We start from the raw sequence: 20,122 nt of genomic DNA on the forward strand, positions 1-20,122 counted from the left end.
CCTTATTTTTTCAGAATACGAACTATATTTTACCTGTTTGCTATATCAGTAGCAAGGCATTCTTTGTATCCATGACAACATCTTGACGACGATCCGGTTTCACTTGCTAAATAAAAGGAAATTCTCTAAAGTAAAATGGGTGGCTATTTTTGAGAAAGGAAGATAGTACATGGAGAAAAAACATATTTACAAATCTCCAAAACCGATCTCCATTGTCGTCATGGTGTTCGCAAGCATTACAATTCTGTTTTCCATCGCCTCCATCGTTGCAAGCACGATAGAAAAAAATATTTACGAAAATTATGATGGGAATGCCACAGTAGAGCAACTGACGGAAGAAGATTTTTCTACCATCTCTTCGATTGTGTTAAACATCGATATACCTAGCATTTTATTTTTTATTGCTGCCATTGCTCTATACCTCGTATGGATTTATCGTATTCATGCAAACGGTATCGCGCTACAATTAGAAAAAGTAAGAAACTATCCCGGTTGGGCCGTCACTTTTTATCTCCTCCCACTCATTAACATGATCGTCCCGCTGCTTTCTCTTCTTCAAATCGATAAGTCGAGCGCAAAGTTAGTATCAGAAAGAGAAAAATCACCTCAAAAACGGAAACATGCCATCATTTTCATTTGGTGGATTCTCTTTTGGACATCTTATTTTGTCTCGCTCGCAGGAAGCTTCGGTGGAGATGAAACCATTCAATCGATGAAAGAACAAGTCCCTTTCATGATCGCCTCAGAAATCATGTATATCGTATCAGGTCTCTTCTTTTTGTATGTCATACACTACTTAACAAACATACAAGTTAGAATTGCCTCCCATCAAAAAAAATAGCAAAAAAGAAAACCGCTCCGTTATTTCTCTTCGAAGGAAGCGGTTTTCTTATCACTCATTCTTTTTCATCAACAAAGACAAAAAGCCGTTGTAAACTGCATGGGCAGTGATTGGTGCCCAAAGTGCTTCTGTCCATAAAAACAATCCCCCTAAACCGAGCCCCATGATAAAAATGATGACGTGAATCAACACACTCCCTTTATATTGCGGGATGTGCAATGCCATGAAAATAGCCGAGACAATCACTAATGAAAAAACAGGGGAAAAATAGGAAACAAGCACTCCAAGCATTGCTCCTCGAAACAAAATTTCTTCTGATAGCCCAGCACCAAGCGCAATGGTCACAATGCCGTATCTTTTCTTTAGAATCTGAATAATAAGCTCGGTATATTCATTTTTTGGAAGCTGGATCCACTTCATTTTATATAGGAAGACAACGATTACTGCAAACAATATTCCTATGATACATCCACTGAAGACTTGATCGAGCAATCCATCTATCTTCCATAACGATCGAATATATTCTATCCGATTTCCACCGTAAAAAATGACGATCATGAGAAAACCAATGAGGACAAATATTCCAAAACTTTCCCAAACACTTTTTAATGGAATATCTTGAGGGAATTTATTCGAATTTTCCACGCACGCGACACTCCTTTTCATAGAGATCCAACAAGAAAACCTCCGTTTTACTTCATCGTACGAACGGAGGTATAGGAAAAGTCTTATTTCTTAGGAAGGAGCTATTTCTTCCATGTAACCTTGAATATGTTCTTCTGTCATGCCGCCTTCAATCACACGAACCACTTCTCCATTTTTATCGATAAGGAAAGTGGAAGGTAGTGGGCCTACCCCATAATAATCAACTACACTCCGATTCGGATCTCTTAAAATCGGAAAAGACAAGTCATGACGGTTAACGAAACGTTCCGTGACCAGCTCCGATTCTCCTACGTTCACAGCCAAGATCTCTACTCCTCGGTCTTTAAACACTTGGTATTGATTGTCCATATAGGGCATTTCTTTTTCGCAAGGCGGGCAATACGTTCCCCAGAAATTTAAAAAGACGCCTTGCCCACGATAATCTTCTAATTCTACCTTTTCCCCTTCCAACGTTGTTAAAACAAAATTAGGCGCAATATCTCCTTCTTGAATGAGTGTTTTTTCCTCTGCAATGAAGTTTGCATAAAGAACATATCCAAGTAAAATCGCAATGGCTCCTAAAATCGAAGAACGCATCATGAACCGCTTCCGCTTTTTATTCGGTAATATTTGCATGATGTTTCACCCCCTATATGCTTCCATTATACTGAAAGAAATAGACTTTCTCCCATTCAAAATATAGCAAAACATTGAAAGTTGAGATTGTTTATATTTGAGCGACTGCCTTTTCTATTGGTATGTCCCCTCCAATGACATCAAAAGATTTCCGATACGTATTCGGATTGTCCAGGACGGACAGAAGGACATGAGCTACGTCCGCTCTCGTAATCTCACCAGTTTCTTCAATTGTTTCTTGAATATGAACGTGACCCGTTGGCGCATCATTTGTCAAAATTCCCGGACGGATGATAGTGTAATCAAGACCGCTATCTCTTAAATAGTCATCTGCTACCATTTTTGCAACGAGATAATGTCGAATTGATTCGGGGCCTTTTTCCGGCGTTTTCGCTCGCATGGAACTGATCATACAAAAACGGTGAATGCCATGTTTTTTCGCAGCATCCACAGACTTCATCGCTCCCCACAAGTCAACGAGCAAAGTCTTGTCTCCACCTGTGTGACCACCGGATCCCGCAGCGAATATCACGGCATCTACCTCGGTAAATGCATGGTGAATATCTTTTTCCAAATCAGCAATGACTACTTCACTTGCACCTAGTTGAAGTAAGTCCTCTTTTTGTTCTTCCTTTCGAATCATCGCTTTCACTTGAATCTCTTTTTTCTCTTGGCTTGCTTTTTTCACAAATTCTCTCGCTATTTTTCCATTGGCACCAATTAATAGAACGTTCATTCTCATCACCTCATTTTTTTCATTTCTTCCTTCATTTTAACGGTTTTTACGTAGAATGAAAAATAATACAACGATTCTCTCCTCCTTTTCATCCCATTCCCCTCATATAGAAAGTGAAAGGGGGGATGACGATGGCTGAAATGATGAACAGTCGTCTCACATTAGAATTGGATGGAGGAGTCAACGAACATGGAGAAACCGTGTTCAAATATAAACACTTTAACAATGTAAAAGTGAATGCGGAAGATGCCTCGCTCAGAGAAGTTGCCTATGCGTTAAGTACCTTACAAGAGCGCCCACTTTTAATGGTACGTCGTGTCAATGAATACGATATTTCTTAATAAGCTAAAAGGAGGAAACTTTCATGAGCAAACGATTAGAACTACGTTTTCAAAACGAAGAAGGACGAAATGTGACCATTGCGTTAGATGAACCGGTGGAACCGACCGATGAAGAACAAATCTCCCAAGTGATGGACACGCTTCTTGAAGAGAATGTGTTCATATCGAATGGAGGAGATTTAACAAAAAAACGAGATGCCCGTATCGTAGAGCGGACGGTCACAACGGTTTATGAAAATTAAAACAAATGGGGCTTGCAGAAACGGCAAGCCCATTTTCACTTCATCTGAAAGGAGGATACGTCCACGATGGAATCTTGGTTAACGATTATAGGGGACCACGGAATGACAGCAGCTATCGCATTTTATTTACTTCACCGAGTCGAAAAAAAATTAGATCTGCTCATTCAAGTGGTCCAAACAGGGCATACTTTTTCCTATTCAAAAGGCACCTCCGCTTCAAAAGAAACTTCTTCTCCTTCCCGTTTTTCTTCATAACTCATCATCCGTTTTTCTAGGTGTGCTTCCATGGTCCAACAAGGACGCGTTGCACACCTTTTTAAATTTACTTTCGTCTTTCTCACTTCAAATGCACGCTTCATTGCCTGTTTTACGCACCGTTCGACTTGTGACACTGTTGTTTTGGACCTGATAGATTTCCTTCATTTCTATTCGTCTCGATACAAGGTATAATCAACAATGAAAAGGAGGAAAAAGTCATGCAACCAGCTCCGATCACAACAACGGAACGAATCATTACGCTCGATATATTAAGAGGGTTTGCTTTGTTAGGAATCATATTAGCAAACATCTTGTCTTTTAAGTCACCTTTATTACAAACTCAATCAACCGTTGAGTCAATCGCCACTTCCCCAGAAGGAGCAGACGCCGTTGGAGCTTTTTTATTAGAGTGGCTTGTCATCGGTAAATTTTACCCATTGTTTTCTTTTTTATTTGGACTCGGTTTCTTTATTTTATATGACAGATTACAAAGGCGCCAAGCACCGGCGAAAAAGTTATACATACGTAGGTTACTGTTTTTATTCATTCTCGGACTTCTACATCTAATTTTTCTTTGGTCCGGTGATATTCTTCATACGTATGCAATTGCCGGCTTTTTTCTATTGCTCTTTGTCGGACGACAACCGAAAAACGTTCTTTATTGGTCCATCGGCTTCATTTCTTTGTCAGCATTTTTCTATTTTTTCTTCATCAGTCTCGGTAATTTCGTCGTGTTTTATCTTGATGATCCGAATATGACAAAAGCTACAAACGAGCTGGTTCAACTCGCTTTTTCTGTTTACGGAACGGGAACGTACGGGGAACTATTATCGTTTCGCCTCTCTCATGAAATTCCGATCATTGCTAGTAACGTAACTTTTGTTCTTTTTCCCATCATCGGTTTATTTTTACTCGGGATGTTTGTCGGGATGAAAGGATATCTTCATCATTCAAGCAAACATCTTTCGTTCTGGAAAAAACTATTTATTGTATCTCTTTTCTTCGGTGGAGGTCTTTCTTTTGTTTACGCGTGTCTCACCCAAGGTTATAGTCCTCTTCCGGCTTGGATTGCTTCGGGAATGGCAGAAGGACTGAATATGATCGCTGGACCATTGTTGATGCTTTCGTATGTGTCTTCTTTCGTCCTTTTCTTCCACAATAGAAAAACCGGACGCATCTCCAAACAGTTGGCACGGGTTGGTCGCATGGCGCTTACTAACTACATTATCCAAACAATCATCTGCTTTTTCCTATTTTATGGGGTTGGATTTGGATGGTTTGGTCAAGTAAGCATCGTCGAAAGTATGGGGATTGCAGTCCTGATCTTTCTTGTCCAAGTGCTTGTCAGTTCACTATATCTTCGTTATTTTCAACAAGGGCCGCTCGAAAAAATTTGGCGTGCCTGGATGTATCGAACTTGATAACAAAGACGGGCTGATTTCCCGTCTTTTTCTTTTTATTCGATTTGGTTCATTTCATTCATCATCATGTCATACGTCATCGGACCCAAGCTAATATATTGAATGGTTCCTTCTGAATCAATCAAATAAGACATCGGAATCGGCTGCACACCATATTTGTCCGCCACATTCGATTCTTCATCAATCAAAATTGGAAAAGTAAGCTCAAAGTCTTCCACAAAACGTTCCACTTGTTCTATATTTGGCTCCGTTTCAAATAAATTGATAGCCAAAACAATCACATCATCCTCTTTGTACAACGTTTGCATATCCGGCATTTCCGCTCGACAAGGAGGGCACCAAGAAGCCCAGAAGTTGAGAAAAATTTTCTCCCCTTTAAAGTCAGACAAGCTTATTTCTTCACCGGAAAGCGTTCGCAGAGTGAAAGGAGGTGCTTGTTCCCCCACTTGTGGCATATTACTTACATCTCTCTCTTCTAATTCTACGCCACTATCTACCATCTCCATCTCCCTCATCATTTCTTCCGTTTTTTGTTCATTGTACGTATTCCAAAAAGCCCAACCTAACATTCCTACTAAAATGACACCGACAATAGCAATTCTCATTTTCCGCCTCCGTTTGTTTTTATGTATTTCGTCTTTGAACAAATAAATGGATACCACTGCTTAACAAGACGAAGAGCAGTAACAATATAAACCAGTTCATCGACACGTAAATAAATAACATTTTTATGGAGTGAGAGAGCAAACTGACTACGATCATACTCCCGCTATATATAAATAGAAGAACATAAAACTGCAACCAAGGTGGCGTTCTCTTCCGCAATGCAATATAAAGAAAAAACAAGACGAGATATACGGTCATCACGATCAAGGATGAAAGGGAAGACGTAGCGGTTACAGCAATATACATCCGGTAGAAAAAGTCAGTGAATATGTAAAGAAAGAAAAAATAAAGCATCATGATGTACCAAGCCGTTTGATTGTTTTTTAATTTAAAAGACATATACAAAACTACAGCAAACCAAGCAAGTCCCCAGTCAACGGATGTCCCGGGTCTGGCAAGGATAGAAAGGGGATCACGAAATGCACTGTTTATTTCGTAAATAAACGGGGCTAGCTGGTACACAATGATTAACATAGATAAAGCATGGACACGTAAATCATTCCTTAACTTCTTATCCAATGGGGGAAAATCATACGTATAATGAAGAATAACGACGGCAAGAAGATAAGCGAACAAAATGACAATCCATTCTTTCTGAATCATGAAAGAGCCGATTTGCCACATTCCGCTCATTTCACACACACCTTTTCTTTCTATGATAATCACATTTTGTGAAGTTTTTATGAAGAAAAAAAGAAAAGAGGATGAAACAAAACTTCAGTAATCGCTAAAATCTTGGTAAGGTTCTCTTTTGTATATTTAAAAATGAAAATGATGAAAAACGACACTTTTTTCGTGCAATCCGAACAACAGTGGTAGTAAGAGGATTAGGTGATTCAAAGCCTTTTTTGTTTCATGCGACGAATGATGCTTAAAAAAAGAAGATGAATCGTTCCATGAACGTTTCATGCGACGCTTCATTTTGTCAAACACCGGTCAAATGGTCATATGGTAGTTAAAATTGGAAGAAATTAGGATGGAAACAGGTCGCAACACGTTTCATACGACCTTTTATTAATGCAATGAAGTGTCGTATCAAAGATTCATACGACGAAATATCACACAAAATTCCTACTGAATGGTCTCATGACGGATAAGTAGCAATTGGGGGATTGCGTTGCATTCGGCCGTCCTACTTACTATCCGCGTACATCATATGATAGACATAGAATCTTATACTTCTTGTGTTAGAGACACAGAGAAATGCGCTTTTCGTGGGAAACTTAAGGAAATATACCGTTAGAAATAGTAACCCAACCAAAGAAGAAAGGAAAAAACCCTACAAAAATGGTTCCAAGCAAATTTCAGCACTTGGAACCATTCTTTTTTTCAGTCTCTTTTATCATGACTGTTCTCTGCGAAAATACATAAATATCATATTCAACGCAATACTTATGATTTTCAAAAATGTAAAGATGTCCTCATGCATCATTGGCGGTGAAATATCTGTTTGTACTCCTGTTTTTGCGGCTCAGTTGATATAGAACAAGAGATCCTGCTCCCAAATGTTTGAATGGCACTCCAACCGAGCGCATCAAGGGTGTTGTCCCCCATCATTGAGTCGACGATAGAATGAGCTGTTGTTGTGTCCATCGCGGAGTGATCTCATTTCATTTATATTATCAGTAGCAATAGCCATATTTATCGTAACACTTTTCGAATAGAATCCATGACACGATCTTCTTGGAAGGGCTTCACGATAAAATCTTTTGCTCCTGCTTGAATTGCATCCAACACCATTGCTTGTTGCCCCATGGCAGAGCACATCAGCACTTTTGCGTCTGGGTCTGCTGCAATAATTTCTTTCAACGCCTCAATTCCATTTTTTTCCGGCATTGTAATATCCATTGTCACTAAATCCGGGTTTAATTCTTTATACAGCCTTACCGCTTCATCGCCGGTTGTTGCTTCTCCAACTACTTTTAAGCCATTTTTCTCTAAAATCTCTTTTAACATCATGCGCATAAAGGCCGCGTCATCTACAACCAATACGGAAGCCATCTTTCCACCTCACATTTTGTCAGTCTTTCACTTTCGGAAGTATCTTCTCTAAATGGAGCAACGTAAAGAGACGGTCCCCCATTTTTACCACACCTCGTAAATACTCTTCCTTCACGCCCCCTACTACTTCTGGAGTTGGTTCAATATCCGTTGAGGAAATATCGATGACATCATTGGCTCCATCGACAATAAAACCAATCTCATCTCCATCTTTATTCAATACGAGAATACGGGTATTTTCTTCATAATCAATTTCCTCCAGTTGAAATCTGCTGCGTAAATCTACTACAGGGATAATGACTCCACGTAAATTCATGACCCCTTTTATGTATGAAGGTACGCCAGGTATTCTCGTGATCTTTTGCATTTTTTCAATGGAAGTAACATAATCTACTTCGATTGCATATTCTTCGTCTTTCAGTTGAAAAACAATAACTTTTAAATCTTTTTTCTCCGCTACCGTCATGCGTACACCCCCATTATTTTATTAACTCATTCGTATCCACAATCAATGCCACTTGTCCATCTCCCAAAATCGTCGCACCTGAAATGGCAAATACGTTTGTTAAATAGTTTCCAAGTGATTTCAATACGATATCATGCTGTCCAATTAACGAATCGACGACAAGCCCTGCTACTTTTTCTCCTTTATGAACAATGACAAGGGAATAAAAATCTTGTTCCTCATTTTTTAAAGGAGCATCAAAAATTTCATCGAGAAATACTAGGGGTACGACTTTCCCGCGGAAATCAATGACCTTTTGATTATGAGCGTTATAAACGTCCTTTTTCTCTACAATCGCTGTCTCTACAATCGCAGTTAATGGAATCGCATATTTCTCCTGCGCTACTTCCACTAACATGACATCGATAATTGATAAGGTTAATGGCAGCTGAATGGAAAAGAGCGAACCTTTTCCTAATTCAGAGTCAACTGTGACAACACCACCTAAAGATTCAAACGTCGTTCGTACGACGTCCAGACCAACTCCGCGACCAGAAACATCGGTCACTTTTTCCGCCGTACTAAAACCAGATGCAAAAAGAAGGGAATATATTTGTTGATCGGTCATTTTTTCTAAATCTTCGTCTGTTACGACACCATTTTCAAGCGCCTTGTTCATAATTTTTTCTTTATCGATTCCTGCACCGTCATCTTCAATTTCAATAAATACGTGATTTCCACTATGAAACGCACGTAATTTAACAATTCCCTCTTCCGGCTTCCCTTTTGCCACTCGTTCGTCCGGTGTTTCAATGCCATGGTCCAAAGAGTTACGGATTAAGTGAACGAGCGGGTCACCAATTTCATCGATAATCGTACGATCCAATTCCGTGTCTGCACCGATGATTTCCAACTTTACTTTTTTATTTAACTCGCGCGAAAGACTTCTTACCATCCGTGGGAAACGATTAAAAACTTGTTCAACCGGCATCATGCGCATATTTAAAATAATCTCTTGTAAATCGCCGGTAATGCGAGACATTCGCTCCACCGTTTCTTGCAGTTCATTGTTATTTAATTCACTGGATATCTGCTCTAATCTTCCGCGGTCAATCACCAGTTCCTCAAACAAATTCATCAACACATCTAATCGATCGATGTTGACACGAATCGTTTTATTTAACTCCATTCCTTTTTGCTTTTTATTGGAGGAAGATTTTTCTTTAGGAGAGGAAGATTGCTGGGAAGGCTTTTTCTCTTTTTTCCCCTTTGTTCCCTTTTCCTCTTTTTGTTGTGCCTCTTGATGTTCTTTCTCTTCTAATGCTAATTTTTTTTGTTTCTCTTGTTTTACATTTACTTCTTCAATTTTTACCGAAGCGATTTCAGAAATTTTTTCAATACGTTTTTGAATATCAGTTTTTGATTCGTGTGTAAGCAGGGTCACAACAAATGATAGCTCAAACTTCTCATTTTCTAAATCCTCTGCTGAAGGAGTCGATTTGATGATCTCCCCCGCTTCTTCCAATGTTTCAAACACCATAAAGACACGAACGCCTTTTAGCATCGTTTTCTCGTCTAAAGTCACCAAAATTTTAAACGCTTTATATCCTTGTTCCTCGGACTGAGATAGCACAGTTAATTCATATTCATCAAAGGTTTCTTCTATTTCATCACTCGTTTCCGTCGTTGGCGCCGCAGTAGCAGTGGCAGCGACTTCTTCTCCTGCATCTTCCGTCTCGATTCCTTGTAGTGACTCCAATTGTTTCGTTATTTCTTGGATATCTCGACTTCCATCTCCCCCGCTTGCAATATCCGTAACCATTTCTTCAATATCATCGACCGCATCAAAAATGATATCCATTACTTCTGGGGTTACTTCCAGCTCGCCATTACGAATCAAATCTAATACATTTTCCATATTGTGGGTCAAGTTCGCGAGATCTTCAAACCCCATGGTAGCCCCCATCCCTTTTAACGTGTGGGCAGAACGAAAAATTTCACTTACAATATCCATATTGTCTGGTTCATTTTCTAATTTTAATAGATTGTCATTTATTGCTTGCAAATGTTCTTCACTTTCATCGATAAATACCTCTAAATATTCAGATTGACTCAATTTTCTAACCCCCTGGGTCTATAAAGCTTTGTATACAAACAAAGCGAGACAAAAACTCACATTTATGAATAGTATCCTACGTCTATACTACTACCTATGATACTACTAAATGTTGAATCTTGGAAGAGGCATGGAGTTTCTTCCACAAATTTTCCTTTTTCCAGTAAGGAGCATTTCGATATAGAAACCTTCCATTTTTATGTAAACAAACTCATTTATTTTTTAAAACATTTCCATATCTATACCATCAACGGATGAATCTCTAGAGCAAATGGCGATAACGTATGAATGAATTCTCAAAATATTTTATCTTGGCAGAAGCAAAAAAGAAAGAGGCTCCTTCCATCGAAGGCCCCTTCCTTAATTTAAATCTAAATGTTGACCGTTTTTTTCATAAATGACCCACTCGGCAATATTGGTTGCATGATCGGCCACTCTTTCGACGTATCGTCCAATAAAAGCAAGTTGTATCGCTTGTTCCATTGCTACGTCTTTTGTGGAAGTAAACAACATTTTAATAAATTGTTTATATTTTTTGTCCACAACATCATCGATACTTGCTACTTGTTGCGCATGAAGCAAATCCCCTTCATGATAAGCTTCCATTGCCTCTTTTACCATTTGGAGCGCAATATCTGCCATTTCATTTAACATCATTAACTCCAGTTCATTGGCACCTTGGATGAGCCGTTTGGTTGCTTTTAGAATGTCAACTGTCAAATCTCCAATCCGCTCCAAGTCGCTCGCCACTTTTAACGCAACGATTGTCATTCTTAAATCCGTAGCGACCGGCTGTTGCCTTGCAATCATTAATGTTACTTGATCGTGAATGGAGAGTTCCATTTCATTAATTTTCTCATCTTTTTGTAACAAAGGGGCAATGGCGTCCCGATGATTTTTTCTTAATATATCAATGGATTGAGAGAAGGTCTCCATCACTTCTTCTCCCATGTGGAGTACTTCTTTTTTTAACTCCGCTAATTGGAGTTCATACGCTCCTCTTACGCTCAATGGAAATCCTCCCTCATCTTTTTACCCAAATCGTCCCGAAATGTAATCTTCTGTCCGTTCGTCATGCGGTTTAGAAAATATGGTAGAGGTATCATCATATTCGATTAATTCGCCGTTTAAGAAAAAGGCGGTTTTATCTGAAATTCGAGCTGCTTGTTGCATATTGTGGGTAACAATGACGATACTGTAATCTTTTTTAAGTTCTTGTACGAGTTCTTCAATTTTCAAAGTAGAAATCGGGTCTAAAGCTGAGGTAGGCTCGTCCATTAAAATGACGTCCGGCTCGATGGCAAGACAACGCGCAATACAGAGACGCTGTTGTTGCCCCCCCGACAGTCCGTAAGCATTTTCTTTTAAGCGGTCCTTTACTTCATCCCATAATGCTGCTCTTCTTAAACTTTTCTCTGCAATTTCTAGGAGCGTTTTTTTATCGCGAATTCCATGAATTTTTGGTCCGTACACCACATTTTCAAAAATTGATTTCGGAAAAGGATTCGGTTTTTGGAAAACCATTCCTACTTTCGTACGCAATTCTTCTACTTTATATTTGCGATGGAAAATATCTTTGTCTCTATAATAAATACTTCCGGAAGTTTTCACAGAAGGAACAAGTTCCGTCATCCGGTTTAACGTCTTAATAAACGTAGATTTCCCGCAACCGGATGGTCCAATAATGGCCGTTACTTCATTTTCGTAAATTGGCATCGTGACATTCATTAATGCGTGAACATCTCCATACCATAAATTTAATTGATCCACGTTGTAGACTACTTTTTGTTCTTTCGGTTCTATCTTTTTTACGACCTCTAATGATTCTTTCGTCTTTACTAGCATGCGTGCGGCTCCTTTCTCAAACCGTTGTCCGCTAATTTACAAACTACTAGAATTATAAAGTGTCATTATTAAGCGAGTGTCGTCCTTATGTAAAGATTGTGTAAAGATCAGCCGAAAGTACAATCAATCGTAGATCCAATTCTTATCCATTCATAGCGTTTTTTAAGCGACATCACCCATCTGGATTGCACTCATAGATGGCTCATGAAATGCACACATCAAGCGAAAGTTAGAGAGTGATACTCCAGCCGGACGTTGCAATATCAACTTTTACATCCAGACATTCTTCTTTTGCTTCTTTTATTAATTTTTGATGATTCCCAAAGTGTGGTAGGTGCGTAAGTAACAGCTGAGGAACCTTTGCCATGTGAGCAAGCCTCCCTGCGTCACTGCTATTCATATGCCCCGCCGGTGTCGCATCTTGTCCTTTATACATGCTGCATTCTGCAATCATTAAGGATGAACCGAACGCCGCTTCTGCAAGAGACGGTGAAAAACTCGTATCCGCCGTGTAAAAAATGGAAGTGTTTTTTGTTGCTATTTTCATGGCATAACAAGGAACGGGGTGAATCGTCGGATAAAATGTAAAAGTAAAAGGACCGATGACAAGCGGCGCGTGAGAGGAATACGGGATTGCTGTCACGACATCTTTATAAGAAAGTCTTTGAAACCCTTCTTCATCATCACGGTGACCATATATCGTAAAAGGCTTCACGGAAGAAGGATTCGTATATTTTTGTAATAACCGGAAGTAATGGAAGGCGCCAACGTCTGCGATATGATCTTGATGATAATGAGAAATGACAATTGCGTCAATGTCTTCCAGGGCTACGTAACGCTGCACTTGGGAAATGACACCGCTTCCACAATCGACTAAGATAGAATAACCATCTTCTTCTATTAAATAACCAGAGGTGGCACTCTCTTTTTCTGGATAAGCATGCCAATATCCAACCACTGTCACTTTCATCGAACTTCCTCCTTCAATCAAGTATAATGAGTACGAAAAAAACGCCCCGAAAAAGGGACGTTTTTATGATTACGCTTCTTTTGGATACACGCTTACTTGTTTACGTTTTTTACCGAGACGCTCAAATTTCACTACGCCATCAATTTTGGAAAAGAGGGTATCGTCACTCCCTTTTCCAACGTTTTCACCAGGATAAATGCGAGTACCACGTTGGCGTACGAGGATAGAGCCACCGGTTACGAATTGACCATCGCCGCGTTTTGTACCGAGCCGTTTCGCAATGGAGTCACGACCGTTCTTCGTACTCCCTACCCCTTTTTTCTGAGCGAAAAATTGAAGATTTAATTTCAACATCATCACTCACCTCCTATCGATCAAAAATTGTCATATGTTCACCGTACTCCTCTGCTATTGCTTGAAGAGACACGAGCATTCCTTCTAATAAAAGTTGGACATCTTCCTTCGTTCGCCCCGTTAAATTTGCCGGAACAACACAACGAAGGTAGCCTCCTTCTTCCGTCATATCGACTTCAAGCTCCACATCACACAGCGCATAAATAGCATTAACTGCTCCGAAAGAAACCGCTGAAGCGCCAGCACAAACAATATCATAGCCATATGGACCAGCTTCTGCATGTCCGGACATGGAAAAAGACGTAATTTCTCCATTCGCGGTACGGTTGACGTGAATATTTATCATCGAGCATACTCACTTACGCTTCAATTTTTTCAATCGTTACCTTTGTGTATGGCTGACGATGTCCCATTTTACGACGGTAGTTTTTTCTTCTTTTATACTTGAAAACAGTAATTTTCTTTTGACGGCCGTGCTCTTCCACTTTAGCAGTCACTTTTGCACCGTCTACGTAAGGAGCGCCCACTTTTGTGTTTTCTCCACCTACGAACACCACTTGGTCAAAAGTTACCGTATCTCCTGCATTTGCATCTAACTTTTCAACAGTAACCGATTGACCTTCTTCTACTTTTACTTGTTTTCCGCCAGTTTCAATGATTGCATACATGTTATGCACCTCCTATGACTCAGACTCGCCAATATAGGTGTCCAACAACGGAACTTCTTTACCTACATTTGTGCGGTTGTAGTTTGGGTGCGAACCAAACAACGAACAAAGAGATTGTAACATAGCCGTTGTGCTCTGTCAATGACGGGTCTCCACCCATTTTTTTGCGTTTTCTTTTTCACCCATATAGCGGAGGTGGATCGTTTCTATCTCTTCACTTGACTGAAAAAATAAAGCAAAAGGATATCTTTCTCTCCATTTGGCAAGCATATCTTGCCTTTCTTCATGGAGCCAATGAAATAGTCGCTTTGGGATGTGAAACACAAGGGCTTCATGCTCAACTTGTCGATATTCATGAATCATTCTTTCTAACTTGTGCATTAAAGCCTCCACGGACAAAATCTTTCCCGTCCCACCGCATGTCATACACGTGGTCAAATATGTTTCTGCTAAGCTTTTCCGCACTTTTTTGCGAGTCACTTCCACTAAGCCGAGACTGCTCATTTCTTTTATGGTCGTTCGGGTTCGATCTTTCGCCAACTCTTTTTCTAAATAAGCCACCACTTCTTTTTGATGCTCCATTCGTTTCATATCGATAAAATCGATTAAAATAATTCCGGAAATATTGCGCAAACGCAGCTGATAGGCAATTTCTTTCGCCGCTTCCATATTCGTTTTAAAAATCGTCTCCGCCACGTCATCTTTTCCGGTAAATCTCCCGGTGTTTACATCGATGACCGTTAACGCTTCCGTTTTCTCTATGAATAAGAACCCTCCATTTTTTAACCACACTTTCGGTTGCAGTGCTTTTTCAAGCTCTTTTTCCACTTGTTCCGCGTGAAAAATATTTTCCGTTCCTCGATACCATTCAATTTTCTTCACGTCTTTTTCTTCAAAACGAAACAAACGTTTTAAAAACTGAACATCGGCCACATTATCCACAACGATGCGATCAATGTCATCGATCGAGTAATCATGCAATAACCGTTCCATCATTCCTTTGTTTTCATAAATGACACTTGGTGTTTTCTTGTTTTTTGCTTGTTTTAAAATGTTTTCCCAGTCTTTTCGTAAATAGTCGATATCTTCGGCAATGACATGTTCCGGTACTGTTTCCGCACTTGTGCGCAAAATGAGGCCTTCTTCTTCCTTTAATAGATGTTTCACTTTTTCTCTCCATTTTTCCCGAACAGCTTCCGAAGACATTCGTTTGGAAATCCCGATATAGCCGCCATCTGGCATATATACGGTATATTTTCCAGGCAGAGACACTTGTTCTGTTAACCGAACCCCTTTCGTTCCAAATTCTTCTTTTGTTACTTGGACAATCATCTCTTGTCCTTCTTTAATAAAAGAAGAAATATTTTTCTTTCTTTGTTCTTCTCGAGCAGCACGTTGAAAACTTATGAGTTCACTTTTATGCAAAAAACCATTTCGTTCCCGCCCAATATCAATAAAAGCTGCATCCATTCCCGGTAATACGTCTGTTACTCTTCCTTTGTAAATACTCCCAACGACTTGATGTTCTCCAAGTCTTTCCGTAAAAAATTCTATTGTTTTTCCATTTTCCTTAATGGCTCCACGGCGCTCCGTTGTTGATGTATTAAAAATAAACTCCACATCGCTTCCTCCTCTCATGCCAACAAACAATTAATGTTGGAGGATTTCTTTCCATCGCATATGTTTGTTTCTTTTTTTCAAGATTGTCTCAAGAATAAACGATTCAGACAATCGTTGTCCATTTTCTTTAAAATAAAATTGCGTCGGGGCAGTTTTTCGAATCTGTTTTATCGTGTCATACGGGGAAGAGAGTAAAGAAATACATTCGGTATATTGGCAAGGAAGAAAGGGAGAGGTGTCTAACCATTTTGCTCTTGCTAACAAAAACCTAAAAAAACGATATGGTTGATGTTTTTTTTCCTGATAATGAACAAATATAAAAAAAATAAATAAAATCCATCCTTGTACATGCATCGGAATAAACACAACGAGTGCCACTCCTGCCAAACATAAAAAAAGAAATGACAAGTTCCAACATTGTTTTTGCGCCGTGTAAAAAGACCGACAAGATTGTAATATACAAAACAGCAACTTCCCACCATCCAGCGGCCAAATTGGAAGAAGATTAAATAATAAAAGGGTGAGATTGTATTTTATCCATAATTCATGGTCTGCGCTACTCCAGAAAGAAGCGGATAAGAGAAGATAAGAACATGCAATCAAAGGAAGATGCATAAGCGGACCGCTTAATGTCACCATTATTTCTTCTTTCAGCGGACGGTTTCCGTTTTCTTCTGTTTCCATCACGCCGCCAAAAGGAAGAAGTTCAATTTTTCGTATGCGCCAGCGAAAAAAAAGCGCTGCAAAAGCATGGCCTATTTCATGCAAAAAAACGATGAGAAACAACAACAATACTTCATAAAAATAACCGGTAAGAAGCGCCGCTCCCGCCACGATCCAAAAAAGAGGATGAAAACGAACGAGACGAAATTGATTAATCAAATCTCATCACACCGACCGGATCCACGTACTTCCCTTCTTCCATGAGCGCCAAAGAGAATCGGATGTTTCCGGTTTCCTCTTCGCTTCCTTTTCCAAGCACCGTCCCGGGAGCGATGTGATCATATAATTTCACATCAATGGATTCCATGAGCCCGTACCATGCCTCTCCACCATCATAATGATCAATTCCAACCGCTAAATCCCACTCTTCGTGTGGACCGGCATGAATCACTACACCACCTTTTAACGCCACGACCGCATCGTCTTCTCCGGTTTCAAATATAATTCCTTTTCCATTTTCAGAAAACGATTCTGTCACTGTCGCATTCACAGGAATGGACATTCCTGTCGAAGAGTCTGAAGAGGTGACTTCCCTTTCCATCGAAGTTTCAAATGGTAAAAATGCAAGGGGACTGCCAAAATGCTCTTCATACCACTTGGTCGCCGTCGCAAAGGAAAATTCTTCTTCAAAAGCAGTTTCGATATATCCTCTCGCTCCTTCCAAAGCCGGATGAGGGGATTGAAACAAAATAAGAACTAATAGAAATAATGTGGCGGCGAGAAAGCTTTGGATGACCAAACCACCACCGCTTTTTTGCTTGTCCGCTTTTCTTCCTTCCTTTTCTTGCTGTTGCCATACATAAAACTCGGGTTCATGATACGGTGCATCCGGATGATGGGGATAATAATGATAAGATGGAGGAGATGCTTCCTGTTTTCTACGTTCCCTTTGATACGTATCATATCGTCTTTTTCGTTTTTGATATAATTTTTTGCGAACTTTTTGAATGTCTTTTGACACAATACGACGCCCCCCTTCACGTACTAGCTTCCTAGAGGATGTATATGAAAGAGGGACAAGAAAGTATGACTACATTTTGTCTCTTGAAAAAGAGGAAGCGAACAGTGGGTCTTACTAAAAAATGATGGCTCCCTTTTTCATGCGGGACTTATTGATCTTACTTAAGATGTCCGTGCCCCCGTCTCGATTTCGATGACCTTTGATCTTTCCAACTGCTTGATACATGCTAGAAGAGTCGACTCTTTATTGAGAAACTCTACGGAAGAAGGCATCCAATCGGTTTTCGTATATCTCAACACAAGTAAACTTCAAAAAAGCGTTTCATTCAAAACTCGAAGGAAAATCAGCCCGTTTCTGGAATAAACAGAAAGATGACCCCTCCCTAGGTCATCTTTTGTCCGATTATTTCGTCAATTTTTCGCTGTTTATGATTTTTTCTTTTTTCTCTTCGAACTCGTGCTTTTTCATACATAATTGTAATTTCAGTCGTATACTTGCGCCAATCTTTCTCTTCTCGGGCATCATTGACTTTTTCTTTTAATTGCAACAATCTTTCTTTTTCTTCTTTCGATAAATAGTCATAATCGACCGTCATCATCATCCCTCCTGACAAATGAATGTGATTTACGAGACCTCTTCGACAGACAGCAGCACCATTTATCCATTTTTCTATCTTATCCTAAAAAGAAAACACGTATGCAAGTTCTCGTGATCCACACGCTTAGAATAGGAAATCATCACCATGAATTGGGAATAACTGACAATGACAGCGAGAGAAATGGGACAGGGAAGAAAAGAGTGTATATAAAAGAGGTATATGCCTTGCGTTTCTTTCATTGTATCATGAAGAACAAAGAAGGAAAATAAGTCTGCTTGTTAAGTGTACGTGAAGTTTTTTAACGTATGTTTTTCGCCAACATAAAAAACTACCTCCTTGAAGCGTGTAAACACCTTGGAGGTAGTAATAATTATGAAGAAGATTTTAAACCGAACATGCTTTTTAATTTAGCAAAAAAACCTTTTTTCTCTTCCAAGGCCATCAATGGTACCGATTCTCCTAAAATACGGCGCGCAATATTCCGGTATCCAATCGAGGCGTGACTGTCTGGGTCCATCACTATCGGTTGGCCTTGGTGCGCTGCTTTTAACACATTTTCATCATCTAAAATAATCCCTAATAAATCAATCGCAAGTAATTGGACGATATCATCGACGTCTAACACGTCCCCTTCTTGTGCCAGTTTTGTCCGGACGCGATTGACAATTAATTTCGGGGATCCTATCTTTTCTTGCTCCAGTAATCCGACAATACGATCTGCATCTCGCACTGACGATGTATCTGGTGTTGTGACAACGATCGCTTGGTCTGCTCCCGCTATTGCATTTTTAAATCCTTGTTCAATTCCGGCAGGACAGTCAATGAATATGTAATCATATTCTGGTTTTAACTCTTCAACAATCGCCTTCATTTGTTCCGATGTCAGTGCTGATTTATCTTCCGTTTGAGCAGCAGGAAGTAAATGAAGGCATTCGAAGCGTTTATCGCGAATAAGGGCTTGCTCTACGCGACACCTTCCTTCAGCTGCGTCCACGAGATCATAAATGATGCGATTCTCCAGACCCATCACGACGTCTAAATTGCGCAATCCGATATCCGTATCTATCAGACAGACATGTTTTCCTTGTAAAGCAAGGGCAGTACCAATATTTGCAGAAGTAGTTGTTTTCCCGACGCCACCTTTTCCTGACGTAATTACGATAGCCTCTCCCATGCATATCCTCCTTCCTAGCGAAAAACAGCGAAGCTCATTCGCTTCTTCAACTCGTACGACGAATAGATGGATAACGATGAAAATATCTTGCTTTTTCAAATGCTACTTCTTGTTGTTCTTCGTGTATGTATGCATATACAGGTTCATCAAACAAAGGTTCATCGGCATTTTCTTCTCTTTCATGGCGCTCCGGGGCATAAAAATAAACATCCGCAATGGAAATTTGTTTCGGCGTCATGACGGAAGCTGAGACAACTGCTTTTTGATACCCATCAATCCCCGCTCGCGCAATCCCTTTAAGCGTTCCTAAAACATAAATATTACCGGTTGCTTCAATCACTCCCCCAGGGTTTACATCTCCAAGTAACAACACGTCTCCTTTGACGGATATGACTTGACCCGAGCGAATAATTTGTTTCATCGTAGTAAGGGATGACTCTTCCAATTCTTTCTTTACGTCTTCGCGACTCATTACTTCACTGTGAAAAGAACCAACTCGAATCGTCTTCGTATCTTCAATAATCATACGAATATCTTCTTCTTGATCCTTGTTAAAATAGCGATAACCACCATCGACATTGACGACGACTTCCGGACCGTTTCCAAACAGATGCTGATCCCGGGTCATTTTCTCTTTTAATTCTGACTTCAAATCATCAAAGGAACATTGATCGTCTAAAAGAATCGTTAACCCATCCTTCGTTCCTTTAATTGTGACTAAGCTTTTGGAGGATCCCGTTTTCATGCCTTTCACCTCTTCGTGATGCAAATGTCCGACTATCCATCTTTCTATATCCATTCCACAAAAAATAAGATAAATCCTTCTATTTTTTAAAGAAACGGGAAGCGTTCGACAACAGG

25 protein-coding genes and 1 other annotated feature are annotated in these 20,122 nt (G+C 39.8%); of the genes, 5 read left to right on the forward strand and 20 right to left on the reverse strand.

Going from position 1 to position 20,122, the window contains the following annotated elements; translation table 11 throughout:
* Positions 1-169 precede the first annotated feature (169 nt).
* Positions 170-841, forward strand: coding sequence for a DUF4328 domain-containing protein (locus GJS40_RS04135; protein ID WP_270896374.1), 672 nt, complete (start codon positions 170-172; stop codon positions 839-841).
* Between the two features lie 51 nt (positions 842-892).
* On the opposite strand, the gene GJS40_RS04140 is transcribed toward GJS40_RS04135, so the two are convergent.
* From GJS40_RS04140 to GJS40_RS04150, 3 genes are all read right to left on the reverse strand, one after another.
* Positions 893-1,486, reverse strand: coding sequence for a CPBP family intramembrane glutamic endopeptidase (locus GJS40_RS04140; RefSeq protein ID WP_270896376.1), 594 nt, complete (start codon positions 1,484-1,486; stop codon positions 893-895).
* Between the two features lie 90 nt (positions 1,487-1,576).
* Positions 1,577-2,122, reverse strand: a complete 546-nt coding sequence (resA, locus tag GJS40_RS04145; protein ID WP_270896378.1) for a thiol-disulfide oxidoreductase ResA — start codon at positions 2,120-2,122, stop codon at positions 1,577-1,579.
* A gap of 91 nt (positions 2,123-2,213) precedes the next feature.
* Positions 2,214-2,858: an SDR family oxidoreductase gene (locus tag GJS40_RS04150; RefSeq protein WP_270896380.1), complete on the reverse strand. Its 645-nt coding sequence runs from the start codon at positions 2,856-2,858 to the stop codon at positions 2,214-2,216.
* A gap of 131 nt (positions 2,859-2,989) precedes the next feature.
* On the opposite strand from GJS40_RS04150, the gene GJS40_RS04155 reads away from it, so the two are divergent.
* The 4 genes from GJS40_RS04155 to GJS40_RS04170 all read left to right on the forward strand — a co-directional run bounded on the left by GJS40_RS04155 (position 2,990) and on the right by GJS40_RS04170 (position 5,120).
* Positions 2,990-3,199: a DUF1659 domain-containing protein gene (locus GJS40_RS04155; protein ID WP_270896382.1), complete on the forward strand. Its 210-nt coding sequence runs from the start codon at positions 2,990-2,992 to the stop codon at positions 3,197-3,199.
* Between the two features lie 23 nt (positions 3,200-3,222).
* A complete protein-coding gene (locus GJS40_RS04160) occupies positions 3,223-3,441 on the forward strand; it encodes a DUF2922 domain-containing protein (RefSeq protein WP_270896383.1) in 219 nt (72 codons plus the stop codon).
* Between the two features lie 66 nt (positions 3,442-3,507).
* Entirely contained in the window at positions 3,508-3,696 is a 189-nt protein-coding gene (locus tag GJS40_RS04165; RefSeq protein WP_270896384.1) for a YvrJ family protein, read from the forward strand.
* Positions 3,697-3,917: 221 nt separating this feature from the next.
* The gene (locus GJS40_RS04170) at positions 3,918-5,120 is read left to right on the forward strand and encodes a DUF418 domain-containing protein (RefSeq protein WP_270896385.1); all 1,203 of its coding nucleotides are present in this window, start codon (positions 3,918-3,920) and stop codon (positions 5,118-5,120) included.
* A gap of 35 nt (positions 5,121-5,155) precedes the next feature.
* Here the strand turns inward: GJS40_RS04170 and GJS40_RS04175 are convergent, their stop codons facing one another.
* From GJS40_RS04175 to minC, 17 genes are all read right to left on the reverse strand, one after another.
* Positions 5,156-5,725 (reverse strand): redoxin domain-containing protein, encoded by a 570-nt coding sequence (locus tag GJS40_RS04175; protein ID WP_270896387.1) that lies wholly within the window; start codon positions 5,723-5,725, stop codon positions 5,156-5,158.
* Positions 5,726-5,744: 19 nt separating this feature from the next.
* Positions 5,745-6,419 carry a hypothetical protein gene (locus GJS40_RS04180; RefSeq protein WP_270896389.1) on the reverse strand — a complete coding sequence of 225 codons (675 nt, stop codon included), beginning with the start codon at positions 6,417-6,419 and terminating at the stop codon, positions 5,745-5,747.
* A gap of 1,008 nt (positions 6,420-7,427) precedes the next feature.
* The gene (locus GJS40_RS04185) at positions 7,428-7,787 is read right to left on the reverse strand and encodes a response regulator (RefSeq protein WP_270896391.1); all 360 of its coding nucleotides are present in this window, start codon (positions 7,785-7,787) and stop codon (positions 7,428-7,430) included.
* Between the two features lie 19 nt (positions 7,788-7,806).
* A complete protein-coding gene (locus tag GJS40_RS04190) occupies positions 7,807-8,253 on the reverse strand; it encodes a chemotaxis protein CheW (RefSeq protein WP_270896393.1) in 447 nt (148 codons plus the stop codon).
* Between the two features lie 13 nt (positions 8,254-8,266).
* The gene (locus GJS40_RS04195; RefSeq protein ID WP_270896395.1) at positions 8,267-10,348 is read right to left on the reverse strand and encodes a chemotaxis protein CheA; all 2,082 of its coding nucleotides are present in this window, start codon (positions 10,346-10,348) and stop codon (positions 8,267-8,269) included.
* Positions 10,349-10,708: 360 nt separating this feature from the next.
* Positions 10,709-11,359, reverse strand: coding sequence for a phosphate signaling complex protein PhoU (gene phoU / locus GJS40_RS04200; RefSeq protein WP_270896396.1), 651 nt, complete (start codon positions 11,357-11,359; stop codon positions 10,709-10,711).
* Positions 11,360-11,380: 21 nt separating this feature from the next.
* The gene (pstB, locus tag GJS40_RS04205) at positions 11,381-12,193 is read right to left on the reverse strand and encodes a phosphate ABC transporter ATP-binding protein PstB (protein WP_270896399.1); all 813 of its coding nucleotides are present in this window, start codon (positions 12,191-12,193) and stop codon (positions 11,381-11,383) included.
* A 229-nt stretch (positions 12,194-12,422) separates the two neighbouring features.
* A complete protein-coding gene (locus GJS40_RS04210) occupies positions 12,423-13,163 on the reverse strand; it encodes an MBL fold metallo-hydrolase (protein ID WP_270896401.1) in 741 nt (246 codons plus the stop codon).
* Positions 13,164-13,232: 69 nt separating this feature from the next.
* Positions 13,233-13,517, reverse strand: coding sequence for a 50S ribosomal protein L27 (rpmA, locus tag GJS40_RS04215; RefSeq protein WP_270896403.1), 285 nt, complete (start codon positions 13,515-13,517; stop codon positions 13,233-13,235).
* 13 nt (positions 13,518-13,530) lie between these two features.
* A complete protein-coding gene (locus GJS40_RS04220; RefSeq protein ID WP_270896405.1) occupies positions 13,531-13,863 on the reverse strand; it encodes a ribosomal-processing cysteine protease Prp in 333 nt (110 codons plus the stop codon).
* A gap of 13 nt (positions 13,864-13,876) precedes the next feature.
* Positions 13,877-14,185, reverse strand: a complete 309-nt coding sequence (rplU, locus tag GJS40_RS04225; RefSeq protein ID WP_270896407.1) for a 50S ribosomal protein L21 — start codon at positions 14,183-14,185, stop codon at positions 13,877-13,879.
* Between the two features lie 11 nt (positions 14,186-14,196).
* Positions 14,197-14,273: a sequence feature (ribosomal protein L21 leader region), on the reverse strand.
* A 50-nt stretch (positions 14,274-14,323) separates the two neighbouring features.
* Positions 14,324-15,805, reverse strand: a complete 1,482-nt coding sequence (locus GJS40_RS04230; protein WP_270896409.1) for an Rne/Rng family ribonuclease — start codon at positions 15,803-15,805, stop codon at positions 14,324-14,326.
* Positions 15,806-15,835: 30 nt separating this feature from the next.
* The gene (locus GJS40_RS04235) at positions 15,836-16,687 is read right to left on the reverse strand and encodes a site-2 protease family protein (RefSeq protein ID WP_270896411.1); all 852 of its coding nucleotides are present in this window, start codon (positions 16,685-16,687) and stop codon (positions 15,836-15,838) included.
* On the reverse strand, positions 16,680-17,489 hold the full coding sequence (locus GJS40_RS04240) for a M23 family metallopeptidase (protein ID WP_270896413.1): 810 nt from the start codon (positions 17,487-17,489) through the stop codon (positions 16,680-16,682). The genes GJS40_RS04235 and GJS40_RS04240 overlap by 8 nt, the downstream gene beginning before the upstream one ends.
* Before the next feature lie 382 nt (positions 17,490-17,871).
* The gene (locus GJS40_RS04245; RefSeq protein WP_270896414.1) at positions 17,872-18,084 is read right to left on the reverse strand and encodes a hypothetical protein; all 213 of its coding nucleotides are present in this window, start codon (positions 18,082-18,084) and stop codon (positions 17,872-17,874) included.
* 373 nt (positions 18,085-18,457) lie between these two features.
* Positions 18,458-19,261: a septum site-determining protein MinD gene (gene minD / locus GJS40_RS04250; protein ID WP_270896415.1), complete on the reverse strand. Its 804-nt coding sequence runs from the start codon at positions 19,259-19,261 to the stop codon at positions 18,458-18,460.
* A 46-nt stretch (positions 19,262-19,307) separates the two neighbouring features.
* On the reverse strand, positions 19,308-20,006 hold the full coding sequence (gene minC, locus GJS40_RS04255) for a septum site-determining protein MinC (RefSeq protein ID WP_270896416.1): 699 nt from the start codon (positions 20,004-20,006) through the stop codon (positions 19,308-19,310).
* Positions 20,007-20,122 lie beyond the last annotated feature (116 nt).

Origin of the sequence: Aliibacillus thermotolerans (assembly GCF_027853235.1) — a bacterium.
Lineage (GTDB): Bacteria > Bacillota > Bacilli > Bacillales > Marinococcaceae > Aliibacillus > Aliibacillus thermotolerans.

Bases quoted from the DNA above. Each gene is read 5' to 3' on its own strand.
- GJS40_RS04135 (WP_270896374.1), top strand. From the start codon at position 170: ATGGAGAAAAAACATATTTACAAATCTCCAAAACCGATCTCCATTGTC.
- resA (WP_270896378.1), bottom strand. From the start codon at position 2,122: ATGCAAATATTACCGAATAAAAAGCGGAAGCGGTTCATGATGCGTTCT.
- GJS40_RS04150 (WP_270896380.1), bottom strand. From the start codon at position 2,858: ATGAACGTTCTATTAATTGGTGCCAATGGAAAAATAGCGAGAGAATTT.
- GJS40_RS04155 (WP_270896382.1), top strand. From the start codon at position 2,990: ATGGCTGAAATGATGAACAGTCGTCTCACATTAGAATTGGATGGAGGA.
- GJS40_RS04160 (WP_270896383.1), top strand. From the start codon at position 3,223: ATGAGCAAACGATTAGAACTACGTTTTCAAAACGAAGAAGGACGAAAT.
- GJS40_RS04165 (WP_270896384.1), top strand. From the start codon at position 3,508: ATGGAATCTTGGTTAACGATTATAGGGGACCACGGAATGACAGCAGCT.
- GJS40_RS04170 (WP_270896385.1), top strand. From the start codon at position 3,918: ATGCAACCAGCTCCGATCACAACAACGGAACGAATCATTACGCTCGAT.
- GJS40_RS04175 (WP_270896387.1), bottom strand. From the start codon at position 5,725: ATGAGAATTGCTATTGTCGGTGTCATTTTAGTAGGAATGTTAGGTTGG.
- GJS40_RS04180 (WP_270896389.1), bottom strand. From the start codon at position 6,419: ATGAGCGGAATGTGGCAAATCGGCTCTTTCATGATTCAGAAAGAATGG.
- GJS40_RS04185 (WP_270896391.1), bottom strand. From the start codon at position 7,787: ATGGCTTCCGTATTGGTTGTAGATGACGCGGCCTTTATGCGCATGATG.
- GJS40_RS04190 (WP_270896393.1), bottom strand. From the start codon at position 8,253: ATGACGGTAGCGGAGAAAAAAGATTTAAAAGTTATTGTTTTTCAACTG.
- pstB (WP_270896399.1), bottom strand. From the start codon at position 12,193: ATGCTAGTAAAGACGAAAGAATCATTAGAGGTCGTAAAAAAGATAGAA.
- GJS40_RS04210 (WP_270896401.1), bottom strand. From the start codon at position 13,163: ATGAAAGTGACAGTGGTTGGATATTGGCATGCTTATCCAGAAAAAGAG.
- rpmA (WP_270896403.1), bottom strand. From the start codon at position 13,517: ATGTTGAAATTAAATCTTCAATTTTTCGCTCAGAAAAAAGGGGTAGGG.
- GJS40_RS04220 (WP_270896405.1), bottom strand. From the start codon at position 13,863: ATGATAAATATTCACGTCAACCGTACCGCGAATGGAGAAATTACGTCT.
- rplU (WP_270896407.1), bottom strand. From the start codon at position 14,185: ATGTATGCAATCATTGAAACTGGCGGAAAACAAGTAAAAGTAGAAGAA.
- GJS40_RS04245 (WP_270896414.1), bottom strand. From the start codon at position 18,084: ATGACGGTCGATTATGACTATTTATCGAAAGAAGAAAAAGAAAGATTG.
- minD (WP_270896415.1), bottom strand. From the start codon at position 19,261: ATGGGAGAGGCTATCGTAATTACGTCAGGAAAAGGTGGCGTCGGGAAA.
- minC (WP_270896416.1), bottom strand. From the start codon at position 20,006: ATGAAAACGGGATCCTCCAAAAGCTTAGTCACAATTAAAGGAACGAAG.